Source organism: Bradyrhizobium zhengyangense (genome assembly GCF_022012555.1).
Lineage (GTDB): Bacteria > Pseudomonadota > Alphaproteobacteria > Rhizobiales > Xanthobacteraceae > Bradyrhizobium > Bradyrhizobium zhengyangense.
Map to the genome: position 1 here is coordinate 267,879 of NZ_JAKLTZ010000003.1, position 14,658 is coordinate 282,536.

Sequence of the window (14,658 nt, forward strand, 5' to 3'; positions counted from 1 at the left end):
GTCCGGATTGACTAACCTTGCGCAGGATCGCCCGGACCGGGAATCGGGGCGCCGCGGTCGCATCGGCTGAGCCTTTGCATGCTTGCGGCGAGCCGGGGGCGGGCCCATATTGCCTGCAATCGATCCGGCTCGACCGGACCGGTTGGAAGCGGCGATCCGACAAGGCGGCGCGCCGGCGCGAGACCCACGCGTGTGGGCGGCGCGGCGGACCGTCAGACGCTTCCGTGGGGAATTTGAACGCCTGAGCCATGCTGCAATTGACTTCCAGACTCGACCTGTCCGCGGCTGCCGCCGCCCATGCTCCCCGGATGAGCAACGACGAGAACCGTTCCGGTGGCCCGGCGGGTCCGAACACGTCTGTCATTACCAAGGTCAAGCCCAAGACCAAGCGGCCGAACCTCTATCGTGTGCTGATCCTGAACGACGATTACACGCCGATGGAATTCGTGGTCCATGTGCTGGAAAAGTTCTTCCAGAAGGACGTCGAGGCCGCGACCAAGATCATGCTGCATGTCCATCATCACGGGATCGGCGAGTGCGGTGTGTTTACCTACGAGATTGCCGAGACCAAGGTCACGCAGGTGATGGATTTCGCCCGCAAGCACCAGCATCCCCTGCAATGCGTGATGGAAAAGAAGTAACCGCGCGTTCGAATCCAGTGTTCTTTAGATCGGTTCTGTTCGTGCGGTGTGTGACGTCAGCGCATGCTGCGGCGTGATCCGGCCGACTCAGCGCCGGCGCCTGTCCTGCCCAAATGGGTAGTTTTGCCCAAATCGGAACGGGTTTTGCATCGAGAATGCGGTGGGTGCGTAATGCCCGTAGAGTCGCGGAACCGGTCTTTTGCCGCGATCTTGTATAACTATATGTGACAAAGGTTGTTGTTGCCTGACCGGGCGATGGCGATCATGATGGTGGGGGCCATAGAGGACGCGAATGCCGACTTTTTCCCAAAGCCTTGAACAATCCCTGCATCGTGCACTGGCGATCGCCAACGAGCGTCATCACCAATACGCGACGCTCGAACATCTCCTGCTTTCCCTGATCGATGATTCCGACGCGGCCGCAGTCATGCGGGCCTGCAGCGTTGATCTCGACAAGTTGCGCACGAGCCTTGTCAATTATCTTGAGACCGAATTCGAGAATCTGGTGACGGATGGCGCCGACGATGCCAAGCCGACCGCCGGCTTCCAGCGCGTGATCCAGCGTGCGGTGATCCATGTGCAGTCCTCCGGTCGCGAAGAGGTGACCGGTGCGAATGTGCTGATCGCGATCTTCGCCGAGCGCGAGAGCCATGCCGCGTACTTCCTGCAGGAGCAGGACATGACGCGCTACGACGCCGTCAACTACATCAGTCACGGCATTGCCAAGCGGCCGGGCGTCTCCGAGGCGCGGCCCGTGCGCGGCGTCGACGAGGAGACCGAGACCAAGGGCAGCGAGGACGCCAAGAAGAAGGGCGAGGCGCTCGAGACCTATTGCGTCAACCTCAACAAGAAGGCGCGCGACGGCAAGATCGACCCGGTGATTGGACGCAATTCCGAGATCAACCGCGCGATCCAGGTGCTGTGCCGCCGGCAGAAGAACAATCCGCTGTTCGTGGGCGAGGCCGGCGTCGGCAAGACCGCGATCGCGGAGGGCCTCGCCAAGCGCATCGTCGACAGCGAGGTGCCGGAGGTTCTGGCCGCTGCGACCGTGTTCTCGCTCGACATGGGCACGCTGCTCGCGGGCACGCGGTATCGTGGTGACTTCGAGGAGCGCCTGAAGCAGGTCCTGAAGGAGCTCGAGGCGCATCCCAACGCCATCCTGTTCATCGACGAGATCCACACCGTGATCGGTGCGGGCGCGACGTCGGGCGGGGCCATGGACGCTTCAAACCTGCTCAAGCCGGCGCTTGCCTCGGGCACGATCCGCTGCATGGGCTCGACCACCTACAAGGAATACCGCCAGCACTTTGAGAAGGACCGCGCGCTGGTGCGGCGCTTTCAGAAGATCGACATCAACGAGCCGACCGTCGAGGACGCCATCGCAATCCTCAAGGGCCTCAAGCCGTATTTCGAGGACTACCATCGGCTGAAGTACACCAATGAGGCGATCGAGGCTGCGGTGCAGCTGTCCTCGCGCTACATCCACGACCGCAAGCTGCCCGACAAGGCGATCGACGTGATCGACGAGTCCGGTGCGGCGCAGATGCTGGTCGCCGAGAACAAGCGCAAGAAGACCATCGGCATCAAGGAGATCGAAACCACGATCGCCTCGATGGCGCGGATCCCGCCGAAGAGCGTGTCGAAGGACGATGCCGAGGTGCTCAAGCATCTCGAGCAGACGCTGAAGCGCACCGTGTTCGGCCAGGACAAGGCGATCGAGTCGCTCGCCGCCTCGATCAAGCTCGCACGCGCGGGCCTGCGCGAGCCGGAGAAGCCGATCGGCTGCTACCTGTTCTCGGGTCCGACCGGCGTCGGCAAGACCGAAGTTGCCAAGCAACTCGCGGCGTCACTTGGCGTCGAGCTGTTGCGCTTCGACATGTCCGAATACATGGAGCGGCATACTGTGTCGCGTCTGATCGGCGCGCCTCCCGGCTATGTCGGTTTCGACCAGGGCGGTCTGCTGACCGACGGCGTCGACCAGCATCCGCATTGCGTGGTGCTGCTCGACGAAATCGAGAAGGCGCATCCCGACCTCTACAACGTGCTGCTCCAGATCATGGATCACGGCCGGCTCACCGACCACAACGGCAAGCAGGTCAACTTCCGTAACGTGATCCTGATCATGACAACGAACGCGGGCGCTTCGGATCTCGCCAAGCAGGCCTTCGGCTTCACGCGCTCGAAGCGGGAAGGCGACGATCACGAGGCGATCAACCGGCAGTTCGCGCCGGAATTCCGCAACCGTCTCGATGCCATCGTCTCGTTCGGCCATCTCAGCGTCGAGGTGATCGGCACCGTGGTCGAGAAGTTCGTGCTTCAGCTCGAGGCGCAGCTCGGCGACCGCGACGTCACCATCGAGCTGTCCGAGCCCGCCAAGGCCTGGCTGGTCCAGCACGGCTATGACGAGCAGATGGGTGCGCGGCCGATGGCTCGCGTCATCCAGGAGCACATCAAGAAGCCGCTGGCCGACGAGGTGCTGTTCGGCAAGCTCAAGGGCGGTGGCCACGTTCGCGTCGTCCTGGTCAAGGACGAGGCCGACGAGACCAAGGAAAAGATCGGCTTCGAGTTCGTCGAGGGTCCGGTCACCCCGAAGCAGGAAAAACTGCCCGCCCGCAAGCGTCCGCCGGGCAAGCCCAACAAGCCGGGCGGCCCCGGCGGCTCCAAGGGGCCGACCTCGAAGGGCCCGCTGGTCAAGGCTTGATCGGCGTATCATGAATCGAAAAGGCCGGCTGCAGAGCCGGCCTTTTTGTTTGGAGCGCAATGCCGGGGTCTAGGTGCCGGCTTCAGGCGCGGCGGCCGCTGGCGGCCGCGGTTTCTTTGGCGCGGGCGGCCGTGTGCGGGGAGGAGGGGCCACAGGCTGCATCGTTACGATGACCGGGTTCGGCTTGTGATCAGTTGCTGCGCCCGTTGCGGCATCGACGCCCATGCCGATGGCACCGCCGAGCAGGAGATTGCCGGCAAAGCCCGCGGCCCCTCCGGTCTGGATGTCCCGGCTGAGCGGTACGATCTGCGGCTCATAGCCTTCCTTCTGGAAGGTGATCGAGACGTCGGCGTTCCGCTTCACGACCACGGAGCAAGGTGTCATGCAGGTAGTCGGAACCTCCAACCCGCTGACCACAGCTTCAACGCCTGACGGTGTGGATGAAATGCTGATGTTCTCGGTGGTGCCGCGCGTGACAGACGCGCAGCCGCCCAGCATGACGCTGAGCGCCACAATTCCAAATAAACGCATCAAATAAGTCCCCAACCCCATGTGCAATCAAGCGCAACCTGAGAGTGATGGCAATAGGCTATTGGTCCAGATGATTTAGTGACGCACAGGTTGCGCGAGGGGGCCGCGGAGACCTGTGCTTGGGAGCCGATTATTCGCCGCGCATGCGCTGATCGTCCTGCACGCGGACGTGTTCGGCGCCGCGTGCGCCGGCCGGCGATAGCCGCAACATGCTCAGCATGGCGCCGCAGAGGGCAAATCCGACGCCGGCGAGAAGCGCGATCCGGGTCCCGTCGTCCGGATAGCGTCCGAGGAACAGCGCAACCAGCGCAGCGCCGGTGGTCTGGCCGAGCAGGCGCGCGGTGCCCAGCATGCCGCTGGCGCCGCCGGCGCGCTCGCGTGGCGCGGCTGCGATCATGGTGCGGTTATTGGGCGTCTGGAACAGACCAAAGCCGGCGCCCGCCAGCGCCATCCGCCAGACCACGTCGAGCGGGGTCGGACTTGCCGGCAGGAAAGCGAGCCCGCCAAGGCCGCAGGCAAACAGCGTCAGGCCGATGCCGCCGAGCAGGCCGGCCGGATAACGTTCGACCAGGCGACCGGCGAGGGGAGCCGCGCACGCCACTGCGATCGGCCATGGCGTGATCAACAGACCCATATGAACGGCCGAATAGCCAAAGCGGCTTTGGAGGTAGAAGGGGATCGCGACGAAGGCCAGCATCTGCCCGCAGAACGAGGCGATCGAGGTCGCGATCGACAGTCCGAACACCGGAATGCGCAACAGGTCGACCGGCAGCAGCGGCGACTTCATGTGCGTCTCGCGATAGATGAGCGCCGCGCCGGCGACGATCGCAATCGCGAACTGGATGAGGCATGTGATTGTCGCCTCGCCATGGCCGACGCTGTCGATCGCGGCGATGCCGACGCCGAAGGTGATGGCCGAGAGCCCCGCGCTCTGCCAGTCGAAGGAATGGCTCGCCTGGATCGTGTGCGGCAGGCTACGCAGGCCGAGCACCAGCGTGACCACGCCGAGTGGCACATTGATGGCGAACAGCCAGGGCCAGCTGCCGACCGCGAGGATGCCGGCGGCGAGCGTCGGCCCGACCGCCGCGGAGAAGGCGACCACCAGCGCGTTGAGCCCGATGCCGCGCCCGAGCAGGCTGCGCGGATAGGTGAAGCGGACCAGCGCCGAGTTGACGCTCATGATGCCGGCCGCGCCGAACCCTTGGATGATGCGCGCGATCGTGAGCAGCGCCAGCGTATGCGCCAGCGCGCAGAAGGCTGACGCAAGCGTGAACAGCACAAGGCCGACCAGATAGACGCGGCGATAACCGACGATCTCGCCGAGCGATGCCAGCGGCAGCAGGGAGATCGTGATCGCAAGCTGATAGCCGTTGACGATCCAGATCGAGAAGGCCGGGCTTGCGTTCAGGTCGGTTGCGATCGTCGGCAGCGCGACATTGGCGATGGCGCTGTCGACCACGGCCATGGTGATGCCAAGCGCAATCGTCAGCACCGCCTGGTTGCGCTGGGGTTGCGGCAGGCCGTCGGCATGCTCGATCGGGACAAACGACATGGTGGAAGCGTGCTTGATTCGAGCCGTGAGTGTCCCCTCGATTAGGAAATTGCGCCGTCCATCGCAACCCGGCACGACACGGACGGTTCCTGCGCCGGAAGCAGGCCTGGTGGCGCTGGGGACATGGATCGGCGCGCGGTTCGCACACTCACCAGCGCGAGGTCGCCTTGCCGTAGATGTAGAGTGCTATCAGCCCAATCGTGACGGCCGTAGAGAAAACTACGACGCGACGATCCCAGTCGATCCGCGTCCGCTCTGCACGGCCGAGATTGAGGGCTGTGAACAGGGCCTTCATGGCAAATCGGCGCATCGGGCTGCCTCGTAGGGACAGTAGGATGCCATGATCCGCATGGGCCGGCTTGACGCAGCTCAAATCAAGCCGGCTCTTGGCGGGTAGCCAACTACACTGGCGGCGGATTGCGGTCGGAGAAGGTCCCGCGCTGGTGCCAATACGGGTAGGGCAGCGTCACCTTGCTCGCGGCATCGAGCTTTGCGATCTGGTCCTTGGTCAGGGACCAGCCGACCGAGCCGAGATTCTCGCGCAATTGCGCCTCGTTGCGGGCGCCGATGATCAGCGTCGACACGGTCGGGCGCTGCAGCAACCAGTTCAGCGCGATCTGCGAAACGCTCTTGCCGGTCTCCTTGGCGACCTCGTCGATCGCCTCGACGACGCGATAGACGTGTTCGTCCGGTACGGGCGGCCCGAAATCGGCAGTCTGGGGCAGGCGGCTCACTTCGGGCTTCGGCTGACCGCGGCGGATTTTTCCGGTGAGGCGCCCCCATCCGAGCGGTGACCAGACCACGGCACCTAACCCCTGGTCCAGTCCGAGCGGCATGAGCTCCCATTCATAGTCGCGCCCGACCAACGAATAGTAGGTCTGGTTGGCGACGTAGCGCGGGAAGCCGTGCTTGTCGGCAACGGAGAGCGACTTCATCAGGTGCCAGCCTGAGAAATTCGAGACGCCGACATAGCGGATCTTGCCGGCGCGCACGAGCACATCGAGGGTCGCAAGCACCTCCTCAGGCGGCGTCATGGCATCAAAGCCATGGAGTTGGAACAGATCGATATAGTCGGTGCCGAGACGGTTCAGTGAGCTATCGATGGCCGCGAGCAGATGCTGCCGTGACGAGCCGATGTCGTTGGGGCCGTCACCGAAGCGGAACGTCGCCTTGGTCGAGACCAGAACCTTGTCGCGCCGGCCCTTGATGGCTTCGCCGAGCACGCGTTCGGATTCACCGAGCGAATAGACGTCGGCGGTGTCGAACATCGACACGCCGGCCTCGAGGCAGATGTCCAGAAGGCGCCGCGCTTCCGTCGCGTCGGTCGTCCCCCATGCCGCGAGGCGGCCGACGCCACCGAACGTGCCCGTGCCAAGGCTCAAAGCGGGCACCATGAGGCCGGACCGGCCCAAGCGTCGGTATTCCATCGAACTGCTCCTCGTGGCCGCCAGTTGATCGGCGCGGCCTTGGAAGCGAATGGTAGTGCAGGTCTATGTGTCGGGCCATCACATGAACACATGGCGGCTCTGCTTGAGGGAGCTCCAAGCTCGTGACGCTGTTGTGATCAGCGGTCCGCGTCGCGTACAAGCAGGGGCTTAGCGCGCCAGATCGTCGAGGAGCCTGAGCACTTCGACAGAGGCTTCTTCAACCATGGAAATCTCCTTGAGAGCGCCGGAGAGATCACCGTCTGCGAACAGCTTGGCGGCGCGCTTGCCATGTTCGTGAACCTCCGCATGCGGTCTTTCGAGCAGCCCAAAGGACCGGTGATTGCGCATCGCGAGGGAGCCTTCGCCGTAGTACCATTTGCCGAGCCGGCAGGAATGATGATCGGCGAGCTCGTCGACCTTCAACGTCGTTCGTCCGACTGCCATATCGGCGAGGCGCTTCTTCCAGATGACGTGATCCGCCTTGGCTAATCGCGGAATCTTGTTGTCGAACGACAGGCTGGCAAGATCCTGGAGTTGTCGGCCGGCGATATCCTGGCCGACGTCGAGCTGCGAGGATATGCTCTTGATCTGCTCGACATTGGCTTGGGTCATTCGCGCGATCGCGGAGATACCTTCGGCTACCTCGCGAGATGCATCGGTCTGCTGATTGAGGATATTGGCGATCTCATGCATTCCGTGAGTGAGTATGGTCGTCTGGCTTTCCACGCCCGACATCTCCTCGCCCAGCTGTGTGACGACGTTCTTGCTCTCGACGGCCGCAGACCTGCAGTCCGACATCGCGGCCACGATTAGCTCGACCTCGTTTCTCAATCGTTGGATTCGGTCACGAATGTCTTCGGTTGCCTTGCCAGTCTGCTGCGAAAGCGCCTTGACCTCTGAAGCGACAACGGCAAAGCCACGCCCGGCTTCGCCGGCGCGCGCTGCTTCAATCGTCGCATTCAGCGCCAGGAGATTCGTCTGCCTTGCGATCGCGTCGATCGACGAGACGATGGCGCCAATTTCTTCGGAGGCGGCGCTGAGTGCCACGATCTTGTCGGAGGCTTCGTTGGCCGTCGCTTCGACACGCTCCATCGCCTTGGACGCCTGCCGGACGGTCGTCATGCCTTGGTCGGCGCTCGATTTCATTCTGGCCGCGCTGCCGGCCGCATCTTCTGCGTTGGCCCTGATCTGGCCGACCGAGGCGACCATCTCCTCGCTTGCTGCTGCGAGCGCCTGGGTCCTCTGGTCGACGTCTCGACAAGCCGTGAGCATCCGGGCCGCGGAAATCGCGGTTTCATTGCTTTGAACATTGAGATCCACGATGCCATCGAGCCTCTTCGAGGCATCGTCAGCCAGCTTGGCTGCGAGCTTAGAGACGGCATTGGAGAGACGGTCGCTGCCCAGGTGGCCGGGCGCAAGGAAGTTGCCCTCAATCAAGGCCTCGATCCACACGGCCAGTGTCTCATCGCGATTCGCCGTGGTCGACGGTCGTTCCGGCGCCGCAAGATCATCGTCAGGGAATTGTGTCGGACTCTTGCGGCTGATCACAGCGAGAATGGACATGTGGCGATCCGAGACGGCTCTAGTGGACGGGTGGCATTTCTACGCCGCCTCTGCTGAAGATCCCGTGAATTCGCCTATCGGAATTTGGCAGCGGGCCTCTCAGTGCCGCAGCTGGCTTTGCCTGTAGTCGCGCGGTGACATCCCGAAATGCTCGCGGAAGACGCGGCCGAAATGCGAGACGTCGTTGAAGCCCCAGGCAAACGCGATCTCACTGATGTGGCGATGGGCGAGCAGGGGCGAGGCGAGGTCGCGCCGGCATTGTGCCAGACGCTCTGCAAGCACATGGCGCTGGAACGAGGTGTCCTCGTCGGCGAGGAGATCGTTGACATAGCGCGCGGAGATGCCGAGCGCGGCGGACGTGTCGGCTAGCGAGAGGTCGGGATCGGCGAGGCGCGCGCGGATATGCGCCTTGAGCCTGTAGAGCAATGCGGAGCGATGCGTCGAAGATGGCAGCGATGTGGCGCCGAGCCGTTCGCTCAGCGCCATCGCCAGCAAGTCGACCGCCTGCTCGGACAGCGCAGTTGCGCTGCTCGGCGCAAGCCGATCCGCGCTCTGGCAAAGGCGGAAGATGAAATCATAGGCGAGCCGCTCGAGCGGCGCGTCGGCCGCGAACGTGATCGCGGTGAGCGTCTCGGTGCCGCCGAGCCGCCGCTGCAACATCTCGCGTGGCACCTTGAAGATGCTCTGGGAGAACGTGTCCCTGAACTTCAGCTCATAGGGACGCGTGGTATCGTAGAGTGCGAACTCGCCGGGATGGATCACGGTTTCGCGGCCGTCCTGTGTCACACCACCATCGCCGCGATTGCCAAGTGCAACGAGGACATAGTCCTGATCCGAGCGCGCGATGCGCGAGGGCGTGCGGAAGACGTGTTGGCGCTCGGAGCAGACCTCGGAGCAGACGGCTTTGCCAAGCGGGGCCTGGGTGACCGAGCCGTGAAAAGCGCTGCCGAGGTCGGACTTGCAGTCGAGCCCGACGAACACGTCGCAGACGATGTCCTGCCAGAGGGCGAGCCGCCGGTAACCGGGGCTGCCGTCTGTCGTGAACTGGATTGTCATCGTCAGGCCTCCCTTTCACGTCCAGCAAACCGCATGGTGGCGCAGATCCGCCTGATTGCAGGCAAGTTCCGTACCGGGGCGCGATCCCTACCAGTGTCTTTGCCAGTCGAGTTTTTGTTCCGCCGTGGTCGAGCGCGCGGTCGCCCGGCTTGGCCCAATAGACTGCATCGGACGTGGTTTGGGATCAACCGGCAAGGGAGGCGGCAATGGGCATCGAACATCCGAAATACAAGGTCGCGGTGGTGCAGGCGGCTCCGGCCTGGCTCGACCTCGACGCCTCAATCGACAAATCGGTCGCGCTGATCAGGGAGGCGGCCGAGAAGGGCGCCAAGCTGATCGCGTTTCCGGAGGCGTTCATCCCCGGCTACCCCTGGCATATCTGGATGGACTCGCCAGCCTGGGCGATCGGCCGCGGCTTCGTGCAGCGCTATTTCGATAATTCGCTATCCTATGACAGTCTGCAGGCCGAGCGTCTGCGTGACGCCGTGCGCAAGGCGAAGCTGACCGCGGTGATCGGCCTGTCCGAGCGCGACGGCGGCAGCCTTTACCTCGCGCAATGGCTGATCGGCCCCGACGGCGAGACCATCGCAAAACGCCGCAAATTGCGGCCGACCCATGCCGAGCGCACCGTCTATGGCGAGGGCGACGGCAGCGATCTCGCGGTCCATGCGCGCGCTGATATCGGCCGCCTCGGTGCGCTGTGCTGCTGGGAGCATCTCCAGCCACTGTCGAAATACGCGATGTACGCCCAGAACGAGCAGGTGCATGTCGCGGCCTGGCCGAGCTTCTCGCTCTACGATCCCTTCGCGCCGGCGCTCGGCGCCGAGGTCAACAACGCTGCCTCGCGCGTCTATGCCGTGGAGGGCTCCTGCTTCGTGCTGGCGCCTTGCGCAACGGTGTCGCAGGCCATGATCGACGAGCTCTGCGATCGGCCGGACAAGAATGCGCTGTTGCATGTCGGCGGCGGTTTTGCGGCGATCTACGGCCCCGATGGCAGCCAGATCGGCGACAAGCTCGCACCGGACCAGGAGGGACTGCTGATCGCCGAGATCGATCTCGGCGCCATCGGCGTTGCCAAGAACGCCGCCGATCCTGCCGGGCATTATTCGCGGCCGGACGTCACGCGGCTGCTGCTCAACAAGAAGCCCTACAAGCGCGTCGAGCAGTTCGCGCTGCCGGTCGACACCATCGACCCCGCGGACATTGCCGCGGCGGCGAGCTGATCACCGGGATCGAAGGGAGGAGGTACCAGCATGGAATCTGCAATTCCCGCGCATCTTGAAACCCAGCGCACGCGCCACAAGCGCGTGCCCGATGATTATCAGCCGCCATATCCATCCTTCGTGGCGCGCTACAAGCCCGGTGTGAGCCGCGTGGTGATGGCTTATTTCGGCGTGCAGCATCGCGGGGCGGCGTCGGCGGCTGCGATGGGCGCGCTCGCTGAAATCGCCGGGCTGTTTGCCGGCGAGGGCGGTCCCACGCATTGGGACCGCGCGCACTATGTCGATCAGGCCGGACATACCAACATCGTCACGGTGGCCTATTGGGACGACATCGCACGCTTCGACACCTGGTTTGCGCCAGCGCATCAGGCGTGGACCGGAAAGCCGCGCGACGGCATCGGCACCTTCATTGAGGTGCTGCGCCCCACCGTGGCGCGGCATGAAACGCTGTTCTCCTCGCTCGGCAGGCCCGAAGGGGTCGCAGCGATCGCCGACAGCATGAGCGGCGAGGTCCAGGAGCACGCCTATTGGGGCGGCATGCGTGACCGCATTCCGCTGTCGCAGACCGACCCGATGTCGCCGGGCGGTAATCCTGAGCTGATCCGTGACGGTGCACGCTTGCGCGTGAAGGCGCACGACAATCTTTGCCTGATCCGCTCCGGGCAGGACTGGAGCGATACGGAGGCGTCGGAGCGAAAGCTCTATCTCGACGACGTCGAGCCGGTGCTGCGTGAGGGCATGGATTTCCTGCGCGACGATGGGCTCGGGATCGGTTGCTATGCCAACCGCTACATGCAGGTGCTCTCGGTTGACGGCAAGGCGACTGAAAAATCCTACGGCCAGAGCTGGTGGAAGAGTCTCGCTGCGCTGGAACGCTGGGCGGAATCGCATCCGACTCACGTGAAGATATTCGGCGCGGCGATGAAATATCTCTCGACGCTGGGGCCGTCAGCGAAGCTGCGGCTCTATCACGAGGTCACTGTGGCGGCTGCCGATGAGCAGTTCTTCGAATATCTGAACTGCCATCCGAAGACGGGAATGCTTGCGGCGGTCGAGACGGTGACCGCTTAGCCGACGCAGTGGCCGAGCAGCTCCGGATGCGCGGCGCAGATGTGATGCGCGCCGGCATCCCGGAGCTCGGCCTCGCTGCCATAGCCATAGAGCACGCCGATCGCCGTCATGCCGTTGGTTCGGGCGCCGACGACGTCATGACTGCGGTCGCCGATCATGACGGCGCTGCCCGCATCGACTCTTGCCTCGTCGAGCGCGTAGCGAAGCAGATCCCGTTTGTCGACGCGGGTGCCATCGAGCTCGGAGCCGAACACGCGCTCGAAATACGGCTTCAGGCCGAAATGATCGATGATGCGGGTGGCGTAGACCGCAGGCTTGCTTGTTGCCACAAACATGCGCGTGCCGGTCGCGGCCACCGCCGCCAGCGTGTCGTGGATGCCCGGATAGGGTGTGTTCTCGAACAGCCCGACCTCGGAGAACCGTTCGCGGTAGAGCAGGAGCGCCTGGTCGGCCAGCGCCTCGGTTCCGGTCAGCGCCTTCAGGCTCGCATGCAGCGGCGGCCCGATGCACCAGGTCAATTCGTCCTGGCTCGGGACCGCCATGCCAAGTTTTTTCAAGGCATACTGGATCGAACCGGTGATCCCGGGCTTTGGATCGGTCAGCGTGCCGTCGAGATCAAAATAGATTGTCTGCATCCTGGCCGGGCTCGGCGTTGCTAATTCCTGCCGTTGCTAGTTGCCTTGGGGTCCGAATTCAAGGGCCTATATTGGGAGCGACATGGCGTTCGCCGGGGCTCAGAAGCTGATCTGTTGGCTGCTCGCGGCGGCGTTCGTTTGCACGCCGGTGCTTGCCGAGAATGCCCCGATGCCTCCGACGCAGCTTGGCCCCGAGGCGCCGGCAAAACAGGCGGGGAACGAGCCTGCGCGCGAGAGCGACACGCGGGAGTCGATCTGTCTGATCGTGGAGGCGGCCGCGCGCGATGCCAACCTGCCGCTCGAATTCTTCGCCCGCGTGATCTGGCAGGAGAGCCGATTCCAGGCCGATGCAGTGGGGCCTGTGACGCGCAGCGGCGAGCAGGCGCAGGGGATTGCGCAGTTCATGCCGGGAACGGCGAGCGAGCGCGGACTGCTCAATCCCTTCAATCCGGTGCAGGCGCTGCCGAAGTCGGCCGAGTTTTTGAACGAGCTGCGCAACCAGTTCGGCAATCTTGGCCTCGCTGCCGCCGCCTACAATGCCGGGCCGCGACGGGTGCAGGAGTGGCTCGCCGGCACCGGCGGCATGCCCGAGCAGACGCGCAACTACGTCTACGCCATCACTGGCGCGACGGTCGACGCATGGGCCAAGGTCGGCAGCACGGGCAAGGAACCGCCGAGCTCGCCGCCGACGAGCTGCCGCGACCTGATGGCGCTGCTCAAGCGTGCGCCGAACCCGTTCGTCGCCGAGCTCGAGCAGCATGTCGAGCTCGCTGCCGCGAAGATCTGGGGCGTTCAGCTCGCGGCCGGCTTCGACCGCAACAAGGCGCTGGCGATGTATTCCCGCGCCGTAACGCGCCTCACTGCCGTCATCGGCGACCATGATCCCAGCCTGCTCTCCTCGGTGGTCCGCAGTCGCGGCTCGCACGCCTTCTATCAGGTGCGCATCGGCGCTGACACGCGAAGTGAGGCGGACGATCTCTGTAACCGTATCCGCAAAGCGGGCGGGGCGTGTTTCGTGCTGAAGAACCGCGGCGTCAGCGGGTAGGGAGCACCGTGCATGCCAGCCCCGCCGCAGGCTTCCTTGACGCGGGTGCTTGCATTGCCCGTTATGCAGGCACGATTCCTCTCCGGCCGGCCAGTCTCCCGTGGCGCTTCCTTCGCTCGATTCCCCGCAATGGCAAAGCCCGTGGCGCGCCTTCGCCTGGGGTGTGCGCTCGATCACGCAGACGATCCTCACGCTCGTCCTGTTCGCGACCTATCTTGGCATCGGCGCGCTGGCTCATGACACCCATTTCAGCTTGCTCTGGGCGCTCTGCTCGACGCTGTTCGTCTGGGCGGGGCCCGCGCAGATCATCCTGATCACGACGCTCGGCTCGGGCGCCACCATCATCCAGTCGGCGATCGCGGTCACCGTCAGTGCGATCAGGCTGTTTCCGATGGTAGTCTCGGTGCTGCCGTTGATGCGCACGCCGACGACCAAGCGGCGCGAGCTGTTTTTCGCGGCACATCTGACGGCGGTGACGCTGTGGGTGGAATGCCATCGCTTCCTGCCGCTTGTGCCGCGCGAACGACGCATCGCCTTCGTCAACGGGCTCGGCTTCGGCCTGGTCTCGGTGTGCCTGACCGCGAACACGCTCGGCTATTTCCTCGCCGCCAATCTCACGCAGACATTGGGCGCCGCGATCCTGCTGCTGACGCCGCTGTCGTTCCTGTTCTCGACCGCACGCAATAGCCGCGAGGTCGCAGACGTGGTCGCGCTGACGCTTGGAATTTTGCTCTATCCGCTGGCCGCGAGGATGAACTCCGGTCTCGACATCCTCGTCAGCGGCGTGGCGGCCGGCACGATCGCCTATGGCGTGCACTGGTGGCGGGAGGTGCGCGCATGAGCGCCGCGCAACTGATCGGCGATTGGCAGGCGCTGGTTGTGCTGTTCGTCGCCGGGGTCGTGCCCAACCAGATCTGGCGCATGCTCGGCCTGTGGTTCGGCGGCGGTATCGATGAGGGTTCGGAACTGCTGGTTTGGGTGAGGGCGGTCGCGACCGCGATCCTCGCCGGCGTCATCGCCCAGATCGTGGTCGAGCCGCCCGGTGCGCTCGCCAGCGTGCCGGATGCTCTGCGCTATGGTGCGGTGGCCGCCGGCCTCGTCGTGTTTCTGCTGACCCGCCGTTCGATCTTCGCGGGCGTCGTCGCCGGTGAAGTCTTCATGCTGGCCGGCAAGTGGTGGTTAGGCTAAAACCGCCTCCGAACAGCCAAGGAAC

The 14,658-nt window shown here is 64.3% G+C and carries 14 protein-coding genes; 7 read left to right on the plus strand and 7 right to left on the minus strand.

The window, feature by feature from the left end; translation table 11 throughout:
• Nucleotides 1–308 precede the first annotated feature (308 nt).
• Complete coding sequence (gene clpS / locus L6639_RS11825; protein ID WP_027530069.1) at nt 309–641, plus strand: ATP-dependent Clp protease adapter ClpS; 333 nt, start codon at nt 309–311, stop codon at nt 639–641.
• A 292-nt stretch (nt 642–933) separates the two neighbouring features.
• Complete coding sequence (clpA, locus tag L6639_RS11830) at nt 934–3,342, plus strand: ATP-dependent Clp protease ATP-binding subunit ClpA (protein ID WP_237861605.1); 2,409 nt, start codon at nt 934–936, stop codon at nt 3,340–3,342.
• A gap of 69 nt (nt 3,343–3,411) precedes the next feature.
• Here the strand turns inward: clpA and L6639_RS11835 are convergent, their stop codons facing one another.
• From L6639_RS11835 to L6639_RS11860, 6 genes are all read right to left on the minus strand, one after another.
• The gene (locus L6639_RS11835) at nt 3,412–3,873 is read right to left on the minus strand and encodes a peptidase associated/transthyretin-like domain-containing protein (protein ID WP_237861606.1); all 462 of its coding nucleotides are present in this window, start codon (nt 3,871–3,873) and stop codon (nt 3,412–3,414) included.
• A gap of 130 nt (nt 3,874–4,003) precedes the next feature.
• The gene (locus L6639_RS11840) at nt 4,004–5,425 is read right to left on the minus strand and encodes an MFS transporter (RefSeq protein WP_237861607.1); all 1,422 of its coding nucleotides are present in this window, start codon (nt 5,423–5,425) and stop codon (nt 4,004–4,006) included.
• A 148-nt stretch (nt 5,426–5,573) separates the two neighbouring features.
• The gene (locus tag L6639_RS11845) at nt 5,574–5,735 is read right to left on the minus strand and encodes a hypothetical protein (RefSeq protein ID WP_237861608.1); all 162 of its coding nucleotides are present in this window, start codon (nt 5,733–5,735) and stop codon (nt 5,574–5,576) included.
• A gap of 91 nt (nt 5,736–5,826) precedes the next feature.
• Nucleotides 5,827–6,852, minus strand: a complete 1,026-nt coding sequence (locus L6639_RS11850; protein ID WP_237861609.1) for an aldo/keto reductase — start codon at nt 6,850–6,852, stop codon at nt 5,827–5,829.
• Nucleotides 6,853–7,020: 168 nt separating this feature from the next.
• Nucleotides 7,021–8,415 (minus strand): methyl-accepting chemotaxis protein, encoded by a 1,395-nt coding sequence (locus L6639_RS11855; protein ID WP_237861611.1) that lies wholly within the window; start codon nt 8,413–8,415, stop codon nt 7,021–7,023.
• 99 nt (nt 8,416–8,514) lie between these two features.
• Nucleotides 8,515–9,471: an AraC-like ligand-binding domain-containing protein gene (locus L6639_RS11860; protein WP_237861612.1), complete on the minus strand. Its 957-nt coding sequence runs from the start codon at nt 9,469–9,471 to the stop codon at nt 8,515–8,517.
• Between the two features lie 206 nt (nt 9,472–9,677).
• Between L6639_RS11860 and L6639_RS11865 the strand changes: the two genes are divergently transcribed.
• Both L6639_RS11865 and L6639_RS11870 read left to right on the plus strand, forming a co-directional pair.
• Nucleotides 9,678–10,694 carry a carbon-nitrogen hydrolase family protein gene (locus tag L6639_RS11865; protein WP_237861613.1) on the plus strand — a complete coding sequence of 339 codons (1,017 nt, stop codon included), beginning with the start codon at nt 9,678–9,680 and terminating at the stop codon, nt 10,692–10,694.
• Nucleotides 10,695–10,724: 30 nt separating this feature from the next.
• Nucleotides 10,725–11,765, plus strand: coding sequence for a phenylacetaldoxime dehydratase family protein (locus L6639_RS11870; protein ID WP_237861614.1), 1,041 nt, complete (start codon nt 10,725–10,727; stop codon nt 11,763–11,765).
• Here L6639_RS11870 and L6639_RS11875 read toward each other — a convergent pair.
• Nucleotides 11,762–12,400 carry an HAD family hydrolase gene (locus tag L6639_RS11875; RefSeq protein WP_237861615.1) on the minus strand — a complete coding sequence of 213 codons (639 nt, stop codon included), beginning with the start codon at nt 12,398–12,400 and terminating at the stop codon, nt 11,762–11,764. The two genes, L6639_RS11870 and L6639_RS11875, sit on opposite strands and share 4 nt — an antisense overlap.
• Before the next feature lie 169 nt (nt 12,401–12,569).
• Here L6639_RS11875 and L6639_RS11880 point away from each other — a divergent pair, with 169 nt between their 5' ends.
• The 3 genes from L6639_RS11880 to L6639_RS11890 all read left to right on the plus strand — a co-directional run bounded on the left by L6639_RS11880 (nt 12,570) and on the right by L6639_RS11890 (nt 14,633).
• A complete protein-coding gene (locus tag L6639_RS11880) occupies nt 12,570–13,445 on the plus strand; it encodes a lytic transglycosylase domain-containing protein (RefSeq protein WP_237862554.1) in 876 nt (291 codons plus the stop codon).
• A gap of 100 nt (nt 13,446–13,545) precedes the next feature.
• The gene (locus tag L6639_RS11885; RefSeq protein WP_237861616.1) at nt 13,546–14,286 is read left to right on the plus strand and encodes an AzlC family ABC transporter permease; all 741 of its coding nucleotides are present in this window, start codon (nt 13,546–13,548) and stop codon (nt 14,284–14,286) included.
• Nucleotides 14,283–14,633 carry an AzlD domain-containing protein gene (locus tag L6639_RS11890; protein ID WP_237861617.1) on the plus strand — a complete coding sequence of 117 codons (351 nt, stop codon included), beginning with the start codon at nt 14,283–14,285 and terminating at the stop codon, nt 14,631–14,633. Before L6639_RS11885 ends, L6639_RS11890 begins: the two co-directional genes overlap by 4 nt.
• Nucleotides 14,634–14,658 lie beyond the last annotated feature (25 nt).